Genomic DNA, 18,621 nt, shown 5'->3' with positions numbered 1-18,621 from the left:
CAGACCGCATGCCCGACCCAGGGTTGCGCATAAAAAAGCATCGAGACACACAATATAAGGTTTGGAGACCTCAATGAAAATCAAACTTCTTGCAGCTTTCGTGATGTCAGCCGCCGCAGCTCCCGCAATGGCCCAAAGTACGGTGACGCTCTACGGTCTGATCGACGAAGGAATCAACTATACGAATAACGTCGGAGGCCACAAGCTGTTCGAGCTCCAGAGCGGTACGGTCCAGGGGAGTCGTTGGGGCTTGAAGGGAGCGGAGGATCTCGGCGGTGGTCTCAAGGCAGTTTTTCAGTTGGAGAGCGGCTTTAATGTCAATAATGGCAAGCTCGGTCAGGGTGGCCTGATGTTTGGGCGACAGGCGTGGGTCGGCGTCGCATCCAACCAATACGGGACGGTTACTCTCGGTCGACAGTACGACTCCGTCGTCAACTATCTGGCTCAAACGACGGCGAATGGCACATGGGGCGGGGGCATGTTCTCCCATCCGTACGACAACGACAACACGGACAACACCTTCCGTGTCAACAATACTGTCAAGTACACAAGCCCCGAGATTGCTGGCTTTAAATTTGGCGGCACGTACGGCTTTAGCAACGACACCAACTTCGCCAACAATCGCGCGTACAGCATGGGCGTCCAATACGTCATAGGCGGCCTGCTGCTGGAAGCCGCCTATCTGCAGGCGAACAACCAGTCGTCCACCGCCGGTGGTGCAATCGGGAACAATCCCGCTGCGGATGAAAATTTTCTGGGGAACAAGCTGCGCATCTTCGGCGCGGGGGCAACCTACACGTTTGGTTCGGCCAACGTGGGCATCTCGTATTCGAATACCTTCGTCGCCAATCCGGTGTCTTCGGGATACGTCGGCAAGATTACGCCAGCCTCGGGCACGCTTTCCAACCTGCGTTACCAGAATTTCGAAATCAACGGCAAGTACCAGTTCACGCCAGCCTTCTTCGTCGGGGCGATGTATACGTACACCCTGAGCGGTTTCAACGCCACCACTGGAAAGCTAAAGCCGAATTACGAAACTGCGGGGCTGATGGCTGATTACTCACTGTCAAAGCGCACGGACGTCTATGTACAGAGTGCGTATCAGCACGTCGGTGGTGACCGTACTGGCAGCGCCCTCGACTTCGCCTTTGTGCCGGTGGCCGATGACGTATCGTCGAATCGCAATCAAGTGGTTGCGCGCGTCGGCCTGCGTCATAAATTCTAAACCGGGCCAGATATCGCTCGATTGACGTTCGTCCACGTTCCGAGCGAACCTGTTGGGCAGCGCCTTGCGCCAGCCCAGTTCCTACAGAAGCGGAGAGCGTCCTCACCAGCGCACCCACGTGCCGGCCCTCCGCGGTGATCTCCTGCGAGTGATGATTTGCGCTTGCACATGTCGGCGCGCGTTCGTCGCATCAGCGCGTGCCTGCGTCGGCCCTTTCTTCGGCGCCCAACTGCCATAGGGTGATGGAACGGCTCAACCATATCCCGCCCCGCCTGACGATGCTGAAGCAAACTACTACCGGCAATTCAACAATACTGTTGCAGCCGGTATCGACTTAAACCAAGCGGCCTCCAGAATTCCGAAGGCGATTCAAGTTACCCGATGGATCCGGTCACTTCTTAGTAGCCGAAGCTAACGGCAATCGGAAAGTCGCGCTATCTACGAATCGCAAAAGCTCCGCCTTCGACATGTGGTCTACACCGAGGCGCTTCAGATTACGGCCAGTTTGAAAATAGTTAACGCCGTTGATGGAGGAAGCGATTTCAATCACGGCTTTGATTGCCCGAGACTCTATGCCCACTCTGGCGCCGAGTTCGTACCAAGGGACCAAGATATATGGAATATCCTCACATATATATCTATGTTGCATACGATCAGGCGTTTTGACCTTCGTGGAGTTATGAGTTTTGGATTGGAAAGCGAAATCGGAGAAGTTGGCACAATCTCCGCCGTAAAAGCCGATCATTTCCTCGAGGACTGTCGGCAGTCGAAAACCGAAAGCCTCTCCGATTTTCAATCGCTCATTGTCCAACGCCTCTACGACCCTTCCGACCGAGGGTGAGATCCCGTCACGATAGAAGAAAAAATCTCCTTTTGTGCTTTCTATCCATCCCGTATTTAAAATACCCCCGACAGGATGGATGACACCATTATTCGACTGCATTCCAATTGCGAAAATGTTATCCCACCACAAGAGCCTTTCCGGAAAGATTGCGGTGATTTGCGATAACTGTTTCTCATCCATGGCGTTCGAAAAAGCAGCAATCGGCAAACAATTCTTAATTCCAGTGATCCGGACTTCGCCGTCCCTGACCGACGACGCATAGGGCGAGGAATTTGTCTCTAGAACTGCCTGCGGGTTTAGCTCTCTTGAACCCATTGGGGAAAAAAAATTGGCATTATTGACTATGATGACATGTCGACTCAAATCGAAACCTTTTAGATCGCCAATGAGATCGTCATGCGCGTATGCTGGAACAGCAATCACGAGAAAACGCGAGAAGTTTACGGCCTCATCCATATCGGTAGTTACAGTCGGATAAAACTCACCCGTGATAGCCATGCTAGCCAACAAGCGACCGTTCGCTCGGATCGCATCAATATTACGACGATGATCTGGCTTCCCGTAAAGGAGAACTTCGAATCCACGACTAGCCAAATCGGCCGCGAAAGCGCATCCACAATTTCCGGCACCGATGATTGAAACTGGAAACCTTAATGACATGTCCTCTCCGCATAAACAAACAGAAGTTTTCTGTGACGCCACCCAATATTGCGACGTCATGCAAGGCTGAACGCCGATCAGTAGTTGTGCGTTAGCACGACGACGGCACGCAACGAACGTGCCACCGCGGAACGAGGCCACCTCTTTAAACGGCTCATATACCGGTTAATGTGGTGAGGAGAACAAGACGCGATTCCTCGTCCAGTGCAGATCATGTCGCGAACGTTACAAATCCAGCATCTTGAGTTAGATCTGTCCGAATCTCGACGTGTTTGTAAGGCAATGCGTATTAACCACCGCTGAACAATCATCTGTGCGGAAAGGTTATAAGGCCAAAACGGTGTTTTGGCACTCGGATCGCGTAGGTATGTTGGTGCGAGCTTCTTACAACACGAGTTCAGCTGACGGATACATCTCAATGATCTTCAATTTGGCGCCCTGGTGCCATAGGCCCGCGAACACCTCCAATAGAGCCTCCAATCTGTACGTAGGGGCGTTCATTCCATTTGTCGTCGCGTAGAGCCGACGCTGCGCGACTGGGTCATCCGTCGTGAAGTGTTACAGACCCAATCGCGCGCCAGGACGGGACACGAAGGCACCGCTTGCGACAAACCGCGCGCCGTTTGTCGGGAATCCGACGGCGGCCATATCAGCCGAGGCAATTTCGCGAAATGCGCCAAAAGTTCGTTCACCGGGGATTTCGAGCTTTCAGGCCGACATGGTGCGAAAGCTGCATGCAGACAGCTATCCGACCTGGGATATTTCGACAAACCGCGACGTCCCGTAACGCGGCTCAATTCCGTCCACGCTGAAATGGCCCCGACAGTTAGCCGGTATGCGCCGTGTGGGCTTCGTTACCACACGCAATCGAGCAGGCACTCCTTTTTCGCGGGACCTTCGCAACATGAGAAAACTTTTCGTGATGACGCGCACAACGAAATTCTGCCTTCTGCGGTATGTCGGTTTGAATCGTGTCACGTTAGGAAATCCTCATATAAGTCACGATTCTTTTGAGACATCGGAGCAGTCTGGCTACAAGTTGGCAACCGAAAATCGGCTTTTTCGCACACGATTTAGAAAGCTGCGCGGGATTGCATTCATGTTCTACGCGATTCTTCTTTTCGCAATAAGCAATGCGGTTGCGAGGCTCATTCCGGCAAGATATCCGGCGAACGAGATGATGTTCTTTCGGATGCTATCCGGGTTAATTCCCGCCGCGTTCGTGTTCGGGACTTGTCGCATTCAATGGAAGGAACTGACGATTTATCGCTTAGGCGGTCATTTCATCAGAGCCGTCACAGGGCTTGCCGCAGTAGGATTTTTCATTGCCGGCGTGCCATATCTGCCTTTATCAACCGCTGTAACGCTGAAGGAGACAGAAGCAATCTTTGTCTGCTTTTTCGGCATCGTGTTCTTGCGTGAGCGTTTTCGTCTACCTACGGCGATAGCGTCGATGTCCGGATTCGCGGGAGTCGCGGTGGCTTCCTCACCATTCAGCGCCAATGGTGCGTCGCTGCGCGCAATGATTCTAATTCTGCTGAGTGCTATGTTTAGCGCCGGTTCAGTCATCCAGGTCAAGAGACTCTCGCGAACTGACGAGCCAGCGACAATCGTCTTCTATTACACAATCATAGCGACGATTGTTAGCGGAGTGTCACTTCCCGTCGCTTGGGTAACGCCAGATCTAAGGGATTTCGGGTACATGGTTCTATTTGGACTGACTGCAGGTGTAGCGCAACTTATGCTAACGATCGCAGTCGCGACTGTCGCCACCCCAATCGTCGCCTCATTTGGTTACCTCAGCATTGTATGGGCAATCATTTTCGACTATTTGATTTGGGGGGAGGTCATTTCTCTACAGGTAGCACTCGGAACGGTCATAATTATTGCAAGTGTGCTCTACCTGTCGTGTCGCGCCTAAATGATCCTTTGTGACAGAGCAATCTGCGCATGACCACGACCAGCTACTGATATGACCTTCGCAGTCGAGTACCGCAAAGGTGACGACGCGAGCGACAGGACGCGCCGCTCAAGCTCGTCTTCTTCCAGATGTTCGACCGACGCCCAGCCCAGTCCTGCCGCTGTGGCAAGCTGAAGATACTGCGTGATCGTCCCCAGACCGACGCTGAGGGCGCCCTGCACGCTGGTGGTGCGTGAGATCGCATGCCCACTTCAGGCGGAGTACTTCCTTGATTTTTCGCATGGTTGTGCGATCAGCCGGCATCGTCGGTCGCTCCAAAAACGGAGCTACCTTAACGCCAGCGGATTGGTCTATGCGCTCGAGCGCAACGAGCAGATTTAGATCGAAACCCATAAAACCCATTTCTCAACATATCCACACTATAGATGTAAGGCATCAACGCAATCGATTTTACAAATCAATTTTTGTGTTGCACAGTGAAGCCTCTCGTTGCGGAAATCGGAATCGAAGTTGATTGATCGAATACTTCAACTTTATAAGTAGTACGACAATGTTTAGACGTGTCTTCATGATGATCATACCTTTAGATGTATCTCTCGACGCGCCACCTAAGCTTACCGGAACCGTGCCCGTCGCAGCCTTTCGGTTGGGACTATCGACCGTGGATCGGCCTACTGGCTCGATAATTGAACGAAACGGTCCAGAGCTGTGAAGGTCCTCAATTGCGTATCCGCGGCGCGCGACGAGTGCCACAATCGCGCCGGATGTCGCGACGTCTACTTAACCCTTGACGACAGTACCAATTCCTTTTTCATACCGAATTTTCTCGATTTACTCGGGCCGTACATGCGTGCCCCGTATGGCATGTGGACCGAAGCAGTGCTCACTACGTCAGCGAGCGCTGGTCTGGCGCCCCTCCACTGGTCGGTAGACCCGCGTGACTGGTCTCGCCCCCCGGCATCGATGCGATTGTCAGCGCAGTGCTGGCCTCTGTCCGGCCTGGCGCAATTGTGCTCTTGCACGACGGATGCCCTCCCGATGAGTTGTGACGATGCACTCACGCTGGTCGGCGCGAGCAGACCCTCACGGCGCTTTCCCTCATGATTCCAGCATTGCATGACCGGGGGTTTGCAATCCGATCGCTTCCTCAACCTCACCGGACGAACCAGATACCCTATGAACATGCTTGCCGCAACTAGCACTGTCGCTGTCTCGTTTTATGCGCTGCTCTCGACTGTCTATAAAAGCACCCAGACGCTTTATGCTCAGCCGACAAACGTGTCATCGCTGTCGGACGGTCTGATCGACTCCGACACTCTGCCGGGCGTGGATGTCATCGTTCCCTGCTTCAATGAGGACCCGCGCACGCTCTCGGCATGCCTGGAGTCCATCGCAAACCAGGACTACGCCGCAAAACTGCGCGTCTATGTGGTCGATGATGGTTCTGCGAATCTCGACGCCGTGAGGCCGGTATACGATGAGTACTCGCGCGACCCGAAATTCAACTTCATTACGCTTCCCCAAAATATGGGAAAGCGCAAGGCACAGATCGCCGCGATACGCTCTTCATCCGGGGAACTGGTACTCAACGTCGACTCGGACACGACGCTGGCGCCCGATGTCGTCAAGAAGCTCGTATTGACAATGCGAGAAGCGACGATAGGCGCCGCCATGGGGCAGTTGACGGCCAGCAACCGGAGCGACACCTGGTTGACCCGTCTGATCGATATGGAGTACTGGTTGGCTTGCAACGAAGAGCGCGCCGCACAGGCTCGCTTCGGCGCTGTTATGTGCTGCTCCGGTCCATGTGCCATGTACCGCCGGTCCGCGCTCCTTTTGCTGCTAGATCAGTACGAGACACAGTTTTTTCGCGGGAAGCCGAGCGACTTCGGCGAGGACCGTCATCTGACGATTCTCATGCTGACGGCAGGTTATCGGACCGTGTACGTTCACGACGCCATTGCGGCGACAGTCGTTCCAGACAGACTGGGGGCGTATCTGCGCCAACAACTGCGCTGGGCGCGCAGTACGTATCGGGACACGTTGCTTTCGCTGCGCCTGCTGCCCCGTCTCGATCGTTACCTTACGCTGGACGTGATCGGACACAATCTGGGCTCGCTATTTCTCGGCTTATCGCTACTAGCGGGTCTCGCGCAGCTCGCATTGACAGCGACAGTGCCGTGGTGGACTGCCCTGATAATCGCATCATCGACCATGATCCGCTGTAGCGTGGCATCGGTTCGCGCTCGCCAGGTTCGATTTCTTGGCTTTTCTCTTCACACACCCATTAACCTCTTTCTCTTGCTCCCCCTGAAAGTCTATGCGCTGTGTACATTGAGCAATAGCAATTGGCTGTCCCGTGGCTCTGCAGGGAACGTTTCGAACGTTCGTGAAAAACAGGTCGATACTCCGAATCCGGTTACAAAGCCGAACGCGACTTCAGCGTCAAGATCTGCGACTCCACACCGTCGGCAGGATCACACGTGCGAGTCTTCAACATTAGCGACGTCTGACGAAGCATTCGATGGCGATTAGTTAATCGTACATATAGATCTCGAGTATTGCGCCAACCCAGAACCGCCCACCATCGGCACTGGTCCGCTTGAGTGCGATCGTCTCACGCAAAGGCTCGATTGTCGTCTTCCCAACGCCGGTGCATTCACCGAAATCCTGGTACTCCATTGTCAGTAACTCATGCGCTTGGCAGGCAAGGATCTTCTATCGACCGGGGCGTTTTCAATCGGGCCGCGGCAGCAGAACGGCTTATTTTTCTCCAAGACGAGTGCGTAATTTTCCTTCTTATCTCCATGTCCAAAGCAGCAATCAGCTTCACCGGCGTAAGGAAGTCATATGGCGACAAGATCGTAGTCGACGGATTGTCGTTTAGCGTCGCGCCTGGAGAGTGCTTCGGTCTGCTAGGGCCAAATGGCGCGGGCAAGAGCACGACGGTGCGTATGGTTCTCGGCATGGCGCCGCCCGACGCAGGCAAGATCATCGTGCTCGGGGAGCCAGTGCCGGCGCGCGCTCGCTCGGCACGTATGAGCATTGGCGTGGTGCCGCAATTCGACAACCTCGAACCCGGGTTTACCGTGCGCGAGAACCTTCTGGTGTTTGGGCGCTACTTCGGCATGAGCACACGTGAAATTGAAGCGGTCGTGCCGTCGCTGCTCGAATTCGCTTGCCTCGAAAGCAAGGTCGATGCGCGCGTCACCGAACTATCCGGTGGCATGAAGCGGCGGCTGATGCTGGCACGCGCGCTGATCAACGATCCACAGTTGTTGGTCATGGACGAGCCTACAACGGGTCTCGACCCGCATGCGCGCCACCTGATCTGGGAAAGCCTGCGTTCATTGTTGGCGCGCGGCAAGACGATCCTCTTGACCACCCATTTCATGGAAGAGGCCGAGCGGTTGTGCGACCGACTGTGTGTGCTGGAGGAGGGGCGAAAGATCGCCGAAGGCGGGCCTCGCGTGCTGATCGAAGAACAGATCGGGAGCCACGTGGTCGAGATCCACGGCGGCAATCCACATGAGCTGCGCACGTTGATCGCGCCGCACGCGCAGCGTATCGAGGTCAGTGGCGGGACCCTCTTCTGCTATGTGTCCGATCCGGAACGGGTGTGTGTACAGTTGCGCGGGCGCGCGGCGCTGCGCCTTTTACAGCGTCCAGCAAATCTCGAGGATGTCTTTTTGCAGTTAACCGGGCGCGGGATGAAGGAGTGAACGATGAGAGAGTTTTATGCAGCGGCCCTGCCCGCGAACGTGTGGAACTGGGTTGCAGTGTGGCGCCACAACTATCTGGCATGGAAAAAAGTCGCGTTTGCCTCGATTCTCGGTAACCTTGCCGATCCTATGATTTATCTGTTCGGCCTCGGCTTTGGTTTCGGGATAATGGTAGGTCGCGTCGATGGCGCATCTTATATCGCGTTTCTCGCGGCGGGTATGGTCGCCACGAGCGCGATGACCTCCGCGACCTTCGAAACGATTTACGCAGCTTTCTCTCGCATGCATGTTCAGCGCATGTGGGAAGCGATCCTGTGTACACGGCTCACGCTCGGCGATATCGTTCTCGGTGAACTGGCATGGGCCGCCACCAGGGCCTTTTTTGCCGGCATCGCCGTCATGGTGGTAGCCACCGTGCTGGGTTATGCAGCGTGGTCATCCATTCTCTATGCATTGCCTGCCATCGCCCTGACTGGCCTCGCCTTCGCGAGTCTGGCGATGATCCTCACGGCGCTTGCACCCAGTCACGATTACTTCGTGTTCTATCAAACGCTCGTTCTCACGCCCATGGTGCTCCTGAGCGGCGTGATCTTCCCGATCAGCAAGCTACCTGCCGTTTTTTGCGACGTAGCGCGCTTCTTGCCGCTGGCACATTCCGTCGACCTTATCCGTCCCGCGATGCTCGGACGCCCGGTGGGCAGTGTTGCCTTGCATATTGGCGCTCTCTGCATTTGCACGGTGTTGCCGTTCTTCCTGTCGGTGGCGCTGTTACGTCGACGCCTCATGTCTTAATGCCAGCTATGGCCGTCGCATTACGCACGGTTTGCGTCAGCGCATCGCGCGCGTCGCCGTCGGGGTTCTCGACGTTGAGGAAAAGGCCGTAGCGTTGTGCGGAATCCGACGTGGCAAGCCCTCTCGTGGAAAGACCACGTCAAAGGCAAGTTTTGCGCCCACATCTCGCGCTACGTAAAGTCATGACGACGTCAGCCATGCCTCAGGCAGAAGCGCGACGCTGCGACCGCGCCGCGCGGCTGGGCAGGCCGAGCCCGCAACACGCCCGCGATGAAGCTCGTCACGCTCGACGAACGCAAAGCGGACCACGGCGCGCGGTGACGCGCGCACAATCGCCGCAGCGCGACCAGCGAGTCCGGGTCGATCAGATCCAATGGGCACAGCACCCGGTAGGCGCCTGACAGCAAAGCCTCGAAGCCTTCGGCACGGCTATCGTCGTCGATGGTCCCGGTGTGATGAACGAACTCGCCTCCGGCCGCCTCCACCAGCGCACGCAGCACGGCGTTGATGCTTGGCCGCCCGCCCACATAAACCCATCGACGCCCGCTCAATGCGCGCGTCAATGCGCGCTCGTCGAGCAGCGCTTGCTCAACCGCGAACAACTCGTGCTGCAGGCTCGCGACATGTGCCCGCGCGCGCTCCAGCGACAGGCTCGCACTGCTGTCGGGAAGGCATGTGCCGCGGTTCTGATTCATGACGGGCTGCGCTTCGGATCGCACCGTTACGGCAACGGCAGGCGGGATGGGTCTCATGGAGAGCGCCTCGTGACATGGCCCGCAAGCCGTTCGCCCGCTGCCGGAGTGAAAAACCAGCTACGCACCGTGTCGTACGTGTAGCGCGTCCGGCCGGCATGACGCGCGTGCGGCGCCAGCCGATGCTCGGACAGCGGCTTCGCCCAGCCCCAGAAGTCGGCCACCCGCGACGCGACACAATCGAAGCGGTGACCGACGCGTGCTGCCTACTCCGCTCTAAAGCAAAGCGCATGGTCAGAACAGACGCCACAACTCGGCGCCTTGCAGATGAACAGGCCCTCGCGCTCGCACAGTTGCTTGTAGAAGAACTTCTTCCACTTCATGTCATGCGTATTCTTCGCGGCCAGCCGCGGAAACCAGTGGCTGATCAATGCGGACAACTCGCGCCGGGACGGCAGAAGCAGGTCTTGCCAAAGGTGGTTTTGCCCGAGGCTCGCGCAGGCCAATGCATGAGCCACGCAGTTCGCCTCGTCTGCCGGGCCGGCGCGCGGATCGGCATGGTGATTGAGCAACGCCACCAGGTCTTCCAGTTCGTCGCCACGCGGCATCGTGGCGGGCGACAAGACGCACGTAAGACCGAGCGCCGAGCCGGCACCCGGGAACCAGCGCGCGAGCATTCGGCGCGTCTGGTCGGCGTCCAGTCCGGGCATCGGCAGCACATCGACGCCGTGGTGCTCGAACCCGCTCGACAGCACGCCGGCCAGTGCCAGCACGGTGGGATCGCCCGCATCCACCGCACACGCCATCAGGGTTGCATAGGCGTCCATCGCGGCATCGCTCAGAGAACGGCCGCCGCGTGCGTGTAGCACTTTTTCGGGCAGATCTTCGCGCACGCGGTGCAGCCGACGCACAGTTCCCGATGCACGATAATCATCACCTTCTTCTCGTACTCGTCGTCGTCTTCGTCTTCGTCGTCGCCGTCCAGTGCGACGTGCGCGCCGTTCTCGTTAAGCGCGACGAGTTGCAGCACGCCACGCGGACAGACACGGAAACAACGTCCGCAACCAATGCATTTTTCTTCGTCGAGCCTGTTGACGAAGGTCGGCGTCCAGGTGGCGCCGCTTGGCAGCGTAACGCTGAAGGTATCGCTCATGATGTGGCTCCATGGCTTCGCTGGTTCAGGCCGCTGCCGCAGCGGCAGCCTTGCGGGCTGCCATCAGCGCGGCGTGGGCGTCATGGCAGCGCTGGGCGACAGCGAGAATGTTCTCCCAGTTGGTCGGGAGTTCCTCTGAGAGGTCGTGCAGGTCCAACTTCGCCCGGGTCGCTTGCGCGTTGAGTTTCTTCAGGTGCGTTTTGAGTTCATCGGCATCGGTGCTCATCGTCTCGGTCCCCTCACGATTCCTTCAGGCGCCGTACTGTGCGACGGCGGGGTACATCCGGATCACCTCGACCGCTTCGTCGAAAAGCTTTGCGCCCGCCTGGGCGAGCTTCTCCAGCGAAGCGAAGCCGAACCGGTGTACGTCGCGCAACTGCTTGTTGACGACAACGAGCCGCCCCGCGATCAACACCATGCGGCCGAAGCCCTCGTGGCTCATCTTCATCATCGGCGAAACCATTTGGCCGGTCTCACGCTCGATCGCCACCGCAATCGCGCTATAGAAAAGCTCGAGCCGCCACAGCGTGTCGGGGTCGGGGTCGCCCATGACCGGGATCGCGCGGCGTTCCTCCGGCGTGTGGATGTACGGCTTGAGCAGTTGCAGGTCGGTCTTTCCGTCCCACACGCCGAGGGTGTCCTGCGCGCGCAACTGCCTGACGAGTTGCTGCACAAACGGTGCGACCAGTAGCATTTCGTCGCTGGCCTTGGACTGAATTGCGGATGTTTCAGCCATGGGATACCTCATCGTCTTCAAAGTCGTATACACGTTCGCCATCCTTCGCCAACGCCTTGCGCAGCCACGGCGGCGGCGTGCCCTTCAGCACCTGTTGCAACTTGCCGAGAGTCTCCTCGATGGACTCGGGCCGCGGCACCTTGATCGGGTGAATCTTCAGCGCAACCACTCGAGCCGCGGCCGAGCCGCCGATTGCGGCGACGTACAGGATCGCGCAATCCTTGACGGCTTCGAGCTTGGGCGCGAGCTTGTCCTCGTCGCCGTCCTCTTCGAGCTTGTCACCAAAGTCGAACGCCTCGACAAACTGGTAGCCGTCCGGTGTGACGTTGTAGGTGACGATGCTCCTCGCCCAGCCAAAATGCGCATCGACGAACTGCCTGTCCTGGGTGGCGAACGCGATCTTCATGCTGTGTGCTCCTTCAGGTGGGTCAAGCACCGGCCGCGACGACAGGAATGTTCGCTTCGCGCGCCGGATCGCGCGCGGCCAGATCGATAGCGGCCTGCGGCAGCGGCCAGTCGCCCGGATCGTGATGCGGAATCTGCTCGATCATCAGGTTGGCGATCTCAAAGATCAGGTTCATCGTGCCGCGGTAGCCGACGTAGCGTCGATGTGCGTTTCCAACCCGGTCGAAGACCGGAAAACCGATCCGGAAGAGCGGCTTTTGCAGGTGCTCGGCCATCTGCCTGCCGTGCGAATGGGTGATCAGCAGGTCGCAGTCCGCCGCGGCGAGCTCCATGTCTTCGAGATCGCCGATCACGACCTGATCAGCGGGCAGCAACGCGTGCGCGCGCGATCGCGTCGTGCTGATGCAGCAGCGCAACTGCGCGCCCATCTCGTGCAGCATGCTGCCGACCGCGAACAGCAGATCGGGCTCTGCGCCGATCGCGACCTTGATGCCTCCGGTGTAGAAATGGCCGTCTAGCATCGCATCGAGCAATTGGCTGCGCTGACGCCGGTATTTCGCGGGAACGGGTCGTCCGGAGCGCTGCGCGAGCAATTGCAGCAGACGATCGTTGGGTTCCAGTCCGGTGAGCCGCCCGAACACTTCGTACGGTGTGCCGGCGATAGCATGCAATGCCTCGGCGCCGTCGCGCGTCTGCTCGCCCACGCCGATCGTAAATGCCGATGCACCCGCGGCCCGGATCTCCGCGAGCGTGGTACCGCCCAGTGTGGTGCCGCGCCAGTCCGGCGCGATATGGCCGTCGAGCGAGCCGGAAATGTCGGGCAGCACAATGACATCGAGGCCGAACGCTTCGATGATCTCGCGCAGTTCGTCGATGTCGCCAGGCGACAGATGGCTGCCGGGCAGCAGCGTCACCTGATTGGCCACCGTTGGCAACGCCTTGACCAGCGCGTTGACGATGCCGGTAATCGCATGCCGGTAGCCGTCTTCGAATGCGCCGACATAGTCGGGGGTCGGCACATAGACGATCTCAGTGTCGTTGAGTTCGGGCTTGCGCTTGCGCACGGTAACGAGATAGCCGTCCACGTCGTCGCCCTCGGTCTCGGTGAGACCTGTTGAACAGATCGCGATGACCTTCGGCGCAGCGCGCTTGCGGATGTTGAGCAGCGCGGCCTCGATGTTCTCGTAGCCGCCGAGCACCGCGGTGACTTCGTCCATGGCTGTCGTCTGCAGCGGGATCGCCTCCCTGAAGTGGCGCACCAGCAGCACGAGGCCGAACGACGTGCAGCCCTGCGAGCCGTGCATCACGGGCATGCAGGCATCGAGCCCAAGGAACGCGAGGCTCGCGCCCAGCGGCTGGCTCATCTTGAGCGGATTGACCGCACAGGCTTTCATAGATTCGACGACATCGGCCATGGCATGTTCTCGAGTTCGGGGGCGTCAGTTCGGTACACCGGGTTCGAGGCTCATCGCCCCCACCCCGCGGCGCTCGACAGCGGGCGTGCGGCTTGCGCCTGGATCACACCGAGCGCTCCCCCGTCGTCGCCCCACGGAGCGGGGATCCGCACCTGTTGCCACACCGGGTTGTAGATCGCGCGGTCGATCTCATGCACCAGCTCGACGATCCCCTCGTAGCCGCCATAAGGGTGGTGGCGTTCCTGATTGATGTCGAGCCACGGTATGCGGGCCTTCAGTGCGACGAACTGTGAGCGGCCACCCGACAGCATGATGTCGGCCCGCGCGTCCCTGAGCATCGCGTACATCTCCCGCGGCGTCATGCCGTCGATCATGTGGGCGTCGTCGCCCATGATCTCCCTGATCTTGTCCTTGTCTTCCTTAGTGCTCTTCTTGACGCTGGTGCCGACGATTTCGAGCCCCGCTTCCTGCAGCGCGGAAACCACCGACCAAGACTTCACGCCACCTGTGATGAGCAACGCCCGCTTGCCGGTAAGGCGCGCCTTGTAGTGCGCGATGCGCTCCCACGCGCGCGCTTCCTCGGCGGCGATCAGGCGCTCGGTCCGCTCGAGCAGATCGTCCGGCGCGCCCTGCTGCACGAGCAGGCTGGCGATATGGCGCAGCGTGTCGCTCATGTCGCCGATCCCATAGAACGAGCCCTCGAAGTAAGGGATGCCGTAGCGCCGCTGCATCTTTGTCGCGATGTTGATCATCGACTTCGAGCAGACCATCATGTTGACCTTGGCGCGATGCGAACTTGCTATCTCGTTGTAGCGCCCGTCGCCGGAGATGCACGAGAGGATACGGATGCCCAGCGCGTCGAGCAGCGGCTTGGTCTGCCAGAGTTCACCTGACAGGTTGTATTCGCCAATGACGTTGATGTCGTACGGCGTCGTGTACTCGGGCTCGCGCGTGCCGATCACATGGTTGAGGATCGCCTCGCCGCCAAGCTTGTTGCCCAGATTCTTCGGCCCGGCGAAACCGGGGGAAATAACCGGAATCACCGGCTTGCCAAATTGTTTGGTGGCGCGCTTGCAGACTGCCTCGATGTCGTCGCCGATCAGCGCAGTGACGCAGGTCTGGTAGACGAACACTGCGGGCGGATCGTATTTCTCGATGATTTCGCGCACGCTCCTGAACAGGCGCTTCTCGCCGCCGTACACCACGTCGAGTTCGTTGATATCGGTGGTGAAGCCGGTGCGATAGAGTTGCGAATCGGACGAAGCGGCGTGCCGGTTGTCCCAGGAGTTACCTTCGCAGGCAATCGGCCCGTGCACGAGGTGTGCGACGTCCACCACCGGCTGCAAAGCGATCTTCGCGCCGTCGAACGCGCACCCGCCCGCGGCCGAACCCGGCGAAAGCTGCTTCGTGCAGCCCCTTTTGCGTTCCTTCTCGCTCTTGCCTTGATTCCTGTCGCAACCCGGCTCGTCGAAAACTTCGGCGATTTGGGCATTGAGCGAAGCAGACATGACGTGCTCCTGATGGATGGACGTTTCTCTAGTGGCAAGTACCATACCACCGGGAAACGCCTTGAAAACGTGCCAATTGGCGCTGAAGCAGTCGCTCGCGCGCATCGCCATGGCGGGTTTGAACGGTTTCCGACAGACGGCTCGCGACACAGAAAACGACAACACACGTTCACTGCCTGCCTTGCCGTTCCGTATGGAGCAGGACCCGTCCGATCGCATTCGCGCGCGCCTCCAGCAACGCATCCGGCCTCGCCCCCACCAGCCAGGCAAACCTAGCCGTTGATGACCTCGACGTTACGGCCGTCCTGCGTCATCTTGACCAGAACTGCATCTGCCGCGCCCGATACATCTGCTGTGTCTGCCATGGCCGCGCTCTCCTCGTCAGCGAATGATGTCGTAGCTGTAGTCGGTCTTCGCCACGTCGATCGTGTTGGCATCGAGCGCTTCGAAGAACTCGTCCAGCAGCGTGACCAGCACCCGCAACGCACCTTCATAGCCCCAGGTCGGGAAGCGATGGTAATGGTGGCGATCGAAGATCGGGAATACCATGCGTATCAGCGGCGTTTTGGTATCGCGCTCGAGATATTTGCCGTAGGTGTTGCCGATCAGAAAATCCACCGGCTCGGTAAACAGCAGTGAGCGCATGTGCCACAGATCGCGTTTCGGATACACCTTGCAGCCGGCGCCGTAGGGCGACGCGTCGAACAGCGCCTGCACCTTCGCAGCCCAGGTTTCGTTGCCGTTGGTCGCCAACACGTGAGCCGGCTCGGCGCCGAGTTCCAGCAGGAACTGCGTGTAGCCCAGCATCTGGTCCGGGTCGCCGTAGAGTGCAAAGCGCTTGCCGTGCAGGTGAGCCTGACTGTCGGCCATCGCATCGACGAGCTGGCCTCGCTCCTTCTCCAGTTGCGCCGGAATCGGCTTGCCGGTCACGCGCGAGATTTCCATCAGGAACTGATCGGTGCCCGCGACGCCAACCGGCGAGTTCAGCACCACCACTTCCTGGCCATGCTCGCCAATGAACTTGCTGGTCTTCTCGCAGCAGTATTCCTGGAACACGAAGGTCGCCTTCGCGTTCAACGCGCGCTCGACTTCCTCCTTGGTCGTGCCGCCTTCGTACATCCGGAACTCGCCGTCGGTCGGCGTATTCCACGTTTCGGATGGGTCGCAGATAATGTTCATTGTCACGCCGAACAGATCGAAGATGCGGCGAATTTCCTTCATGTTGCCGACCACGTGGCCGTCGAAACCGCCGATGAAGTTGACGCTGTCGTCGGGTACGCGCTCAAGCGGCGTCGCTGTGCCGGCCTTGCCGTCCCAGAAGTGCTTGAGGATGCCGAGGAGCGCGTTGTCGTAGCCGGTCACGTGGCTGCCGACGAAGGCCGGCGTGTGCGCGAACGGCACGTCGTAGTCTTCCGGCACGCTGCCCTTCTGCTTGCTGTTCTTGATGAGCGCGTCGAGGTCATCGCCGATCACTTCCGCCATGCAGGTCGTGGAGACCGCGATCATGTCGGGCTTGTACAGGTTGTACGCATTTGCGAGGCCGTCGATCATGTTGTTCATGCCGCCGAACACCGCCGCGTCCTCGGTCATCGACGAGCTGACGCACGAGGTCGGCTCCTTGAAGTGACGCGAGAAGTGCGAGCGGTAAAACGCTACACAGCCCTGCGAGCCATGCACAAAACTGAGCGTCTTGTGAAAGCCGTTGGCCACGTACACTGCGCCGAGCGGCTGGCAGGCCTTGGCCGGGTTGATGGTGAGCGAGTCGCGTGCAAAGTTCTTTTGCCGGTAGTCTTCGCTCTTGGTCCACTCGACGATCTGCTTGACCTGCTCGTCTGAATGGTTGAACTCGAAATTTTCCTTTTTCGCGCGGAAAATTTTCTGGTACTCGGGCTCACGGAACAGGAGTTCCTGGTCGAGAATCTGGTCTGCGGATTGGGGCACGGGATGCTCCTGATATTCAATTCAATGGCCTGCCGGCCGGTGATCAGTCCGGTGATCGGTGCGGTGGCCACCGCTTAGGGGTTTTTCTTCCAGGGCGCCTTGGCGAGCCCCCACACCGGGCTGGAAATGGCCATGTCCATGTCGCGCGCGAAAATGGCGTAGCCGTCGTAGCCGTGATATGGACCGGAATAGTCCCAGCTGTGCATCTGGCGAAACGGCACGCCCATCTTCTGGAACACGTACTTTTCCTTGATGCCGGAGCCGACCAGATCGGGCTGGACCTGTTCGACGAACCTCTCGAACTCGTAGCCGGTCACGTCGTCGTAAATCAGTGTGCCGTCCTTCACGTAGTGCGTGGTGCGCTGATAGTCGTCGTTGTGGCCGAATTCGTAGCCGGTGCCGACCACGTTCATGCCGAGGTCTTCGTAGGCGCCGATCACGTGGCGCGGACGCAGGCCGCCAACGAACAGCATCACGGTCTTATCCTGCAGGCGCGCTCTGAACTTCGCGTTTACCGCATCGACCAGGGGACGATACTGGGCGATTACCCTCTCCGCGTTGGCTTTGATGGTGTCGTCGAAGTGGCTGGCGATCTCGCGCAGGCTCTTCTCGATCATCGACGGGCCGAAGAAGTTGTATTCCGCCCACGGAATGCAGTACTTCTCTTCCATGTGCCGGCTGATATAGTTCATCGAGCGGTAGCAATGCAGCAAATTGAGCTTGGCCTTGGGCGTGTTCTCGAGCTCGGCGATCGAGCCGTCGCCCGACCATTGCGCGATCACGCGCAGGCCGATCTCTTCGAGCAGAATCCGGCTCGACCAGGCATCGCCGCCGATGTTGTAATCGCCGATGATCGCAACATCATAAGGCGTCGAAACAAATTCGGGCCGCTTGTCCGGATCGGCCTTGTCGAATATCCAGTCCCGAATCGCATCGTTAGCCAGATGGTGGCCCAGCGACTGGCTGACTCCGCGAAAACCTTCGCAGCGCACCGGCAAAATGGTGTGCCCTTCATACTGCGCACTCTTCTTCTTCGAGACGGCCTCGATGTCGTCGCCGATCAGGCCGATCGGGCATTCACTCTGGATCGAGATGCCCTTGTTCAGCGGAAACAGTTCCTGAATCTCGTCGATGATCTTGTCGAGCTTCTTGTCGCCGCCGAATACGATGTCCTTTTCCTGGAAGTCCGACGTGAACTGCATCGTCACGAAGGTGTCGATACCGGTAGTGCCGATGTAGTAGTTGCGACGCGCGGCCCACGAGTACTGGCCGCAACCGACCGGACCATGACTGATGTGGATCATGTCCTTGATGGGCCCCCAGACGACGCCCTTCGAGCCGGCGTACGCGCAACCGCGAATCGTCATCACGCCCGGCAATGACTTGATGTTTGATTTCACGCCACAGTCGGGCTTGCCGTCCTCGAAGGTGCCTAAATGCTTGGCGCGCCGTTTGGCCATCTTCTCCGGGTAGGCCTTCAGCACTTCATCGATCAGGGCCTTGTTCGCGGCCTTGCGCTCTTCAACAGTGACGCTCATGGGGGAATGCTCCATAGGGTGAGTATCAAGCCTGGCAGCGGGTAGCCGGCATGGCCCGGTTCATCGCGT

At 58.7% G+C, this 18,621-nt stretch carries 16 protein-coding genes; 5 read left to right on the top strand and 11 right to left on the bottom strand.

Going from position 1 to position 18,621, the window contains the following annotated elements; all coding sequences use genetic code 11:
* Positions 1–73: 73 nt before the first annotated feature.
* Positions 74–1,225 (top strand): porin, encoded by a 1,152-nt coding sequence (locus tag HDG37_RS28955; RefSeq protein WP_184053530.1) that lies wholly within the window; start codon positions 74–76, stop codon positions 1,223–1,225.
* Positions 1,226–1,616: 391 nt separating this feature from the next.
* On the opposite strand, the gene HDG37_RS28950 is transcribed toward HDG37_RS28955, so the two are convergent.
* On the bottom strand, positions 1,617–2,729 hold the full coding sequence (locus HDG37_RS28950) for an NAD/NADP-dependent octopine/nopaline dehydrogenase family protein (RefSeq protein ID WP_184053527.1): 1,113 nt from the start codon (positions 2,727–2,729) through the stop codon (positions 1,617–1,619).
* Positions 2,730–3,633: 904 nt separating this feature from the next.
* On the opposite strand from HDG37_RS28950, the gene HDG37_RS28945 reads away from it, so the two are divergent.
* The 4 genes from HDG37_RS28945 to HDG37_RS28925 all read left to right on the top strand — a co-directional run bounded on the left by HDG37_RS28945 (position 3,634) and on the right by HDG37_RS28925 (position 9,164).
* Positions 3,634–4,650, top strand: a complete 1,017-nt coding sequence (locus HDG37_RS28945; RefSeq protein ID WP_260335102.1) for a DMT family transporter — start codon at positions 3,634–3,636, stop codon at positions 4,648–4,650.
* Positions 4,651–5,826: 1,176 nt separating this feature from the next.
* On the top strand, positions 5,827–7,185 hold the full coding sequence (gene nodC, locus HDG37_RS28935) for a chitooligosaccharide synthase NodC (protein WP_184053524.1): 1,359 nt from the start codon (positions 5,827–5,829) through the stop codon (positions 7,183–7,185).
* A gap of 272 nt (positions 7,186–7,457) precedes the next feature.
* Complete coding sequence (gene nodI / locus HDG37_RS28930; RefSeq protein WP_184053521.1) at positions 7,458–8,372, top strand: nodulation factor ABC transporter ATP-binding protein NodI; 915 nt, start codon at positions 7,458–7,460, stop codon at positions 8,370–8,372.
* 3 nt (positions 8,373–8,375) lie between these two features.
* The gene (locus HDG37_RS28925) at positions 8,376–9,164 is read left to right on the top strand and encodes an ABC transporter permease (protein ID WP_090811273.1); all 789 of its coding nucleotides are present in this window, start codon (positions 8,376–8,378) and stop codon (positions 9,162–9,164) included.
* Positions 9,165–9,355: 191 nt separating this feature from the next.
* On the opposite strand, the gene HDG37_RS28920 is transcribed toward HDG37_RS28925, so the two are convergent.
* From HDG37_RS28920 to nifD, 10 genes are all read right to left on the bottom strand, one after another.
* Complete coding sequence (locus HDG37_RS28920; RefSeq protein ID WP_244145119.1) at positions 9,356–9,859, bottom strand: DUF2325 domain-containing protein; 504 nt, start codon at positions 9,857–9,859, stop codon at positions 9,356–9,358.
* Between the two features lie 263 nt (positions 9,860–10,122).
* Complete coding sequence (locus HDG37_RS28915; protein WP_184038027.1) at positions 10,123–10,683, bottom strand: nitrogen fixation protein NifQ; 561 nt, start codon at positions 10,681–10,683, stop codon at positions 10,123–10,125.
* 11 nt (positions 10,684–10,694) lie between these two features.
* Complete coding sequence (gene fdxB, locus HDG37_RS28910; RefSeq protein ID WP_184053518.1) at positions 10,695–11,009, bottom strand: ferredoxin III, nif-specific; 315 nt, start codon at positions 11,007–11,009, stop codon at positions 10,695–10,697.
* A 25-nt stretch (positions 11,010–11,034) separates the two neighbouring features.
* Positions 11,035–11,235 carry a CCE_0567 family metalloprotein gene (locus HDG37_RS28905; RefSeq protein WP_184053515.1) on the bottom strand — a complete coding sequence of 67 codons (201 nt, stop codon included), beginning with the start codon at positions 11,233–11,235 and terminating at the stop codon, positions 11,035–11,037.
* Between the two features lie 24 nt (positions 11,236–11,259).
* Positions 11,260–11,745, bottom strand: coding sequence for a NifX-associated nitrogen fixation protein (locus tag HDG37_RS28900; protein WP_184053512.1), 486 nt, complete (start codon positions 11,743–11,745; stop codon positions 11,260–11,262).
* Positions 11,738–12,151, bottom strand: coding sequence for a nitrogen fixation protein NifX (gene nifX, locus HDG37_RS28895; RefSeq protein ID WP_184053509.1), 414 nt, complete (start codon positions 12,149–12,151; stop codon positions 11,738–11,740). The genes HDG37_RS28900 and nifX overlap by 8 nt, the downstream gene beginning before the upstream one ends.
* A gap of 22 nt (positions 12,152–12,173) precedes the next feature.
* Complete coding sequence (nifN, locus tag HDG37_RS28890; protein WP_184053506.1) at positions 12,174–13,565, bottom strand: nitrogenase iron-molybdenum cofactor biosynthesis protein NifN; 1,392 nt, start codon at positions 13,563–13,565, stop codon at positions 12,174–12,176.
* A gap of 50 nt (positions 13,566–13,615) precedes the next feature.
* Entirely contained in the window at positions 13,616–15,073 is a 1,458-nt protein-coding gene (gene nifE / locus HDG37_RS28885) for a nitrogenase iron-molybdenum cofactor biosynthesis protein NifE (protein WP_184053567.1), read from the bottom strand.
* A gap of 381 nt (positions 15,074–15,454) precedes the next feature.
* A complete protein-coding gene (gene nifK, locus HDG37_RS28880; protein ID WP_184053503.1) occupies positions 15,455–17,014 on the bottom strand; it encodes a nitrogenase molybdenum-iron protein subunit beta in 1,560 nt (519 codons plus the stop codon).
* Between the two features lie 74 nt (positions 17,015–17,088).
* On the bottom strand, positions 17,089–18,552 hold the full coding sequence (nifD, locus tag HDG37_RS28875; RefSeq protein ID WP_184053500.1) for a nitrogenase molybdenum-iron protein alpha chain: 1,464 nt from the start codon (positions 18,550–18,552) through the stop codon (positions 17,089–17,091).
* Positions 18,553–18,621 lie beyond the last annotated feature (69 nt).

The organism is Paraburkholderia sp. MM5384-R2 (genome assembly GCF_014201025.1).
In the GTDB taxonomy this organism is placed as follows: Bacteria; Pseudomonadota; Gammaproteobacteria; order Burkholderiales; family Burkholderiaceae; genus Paraburkholderia; species Paraburkholderia tuberum.
The sequence above is the reverse complement of the archived record's forward strand: the minus strand, read 5'-3'. Positions and strand labels throughout refer to the sequence as shown.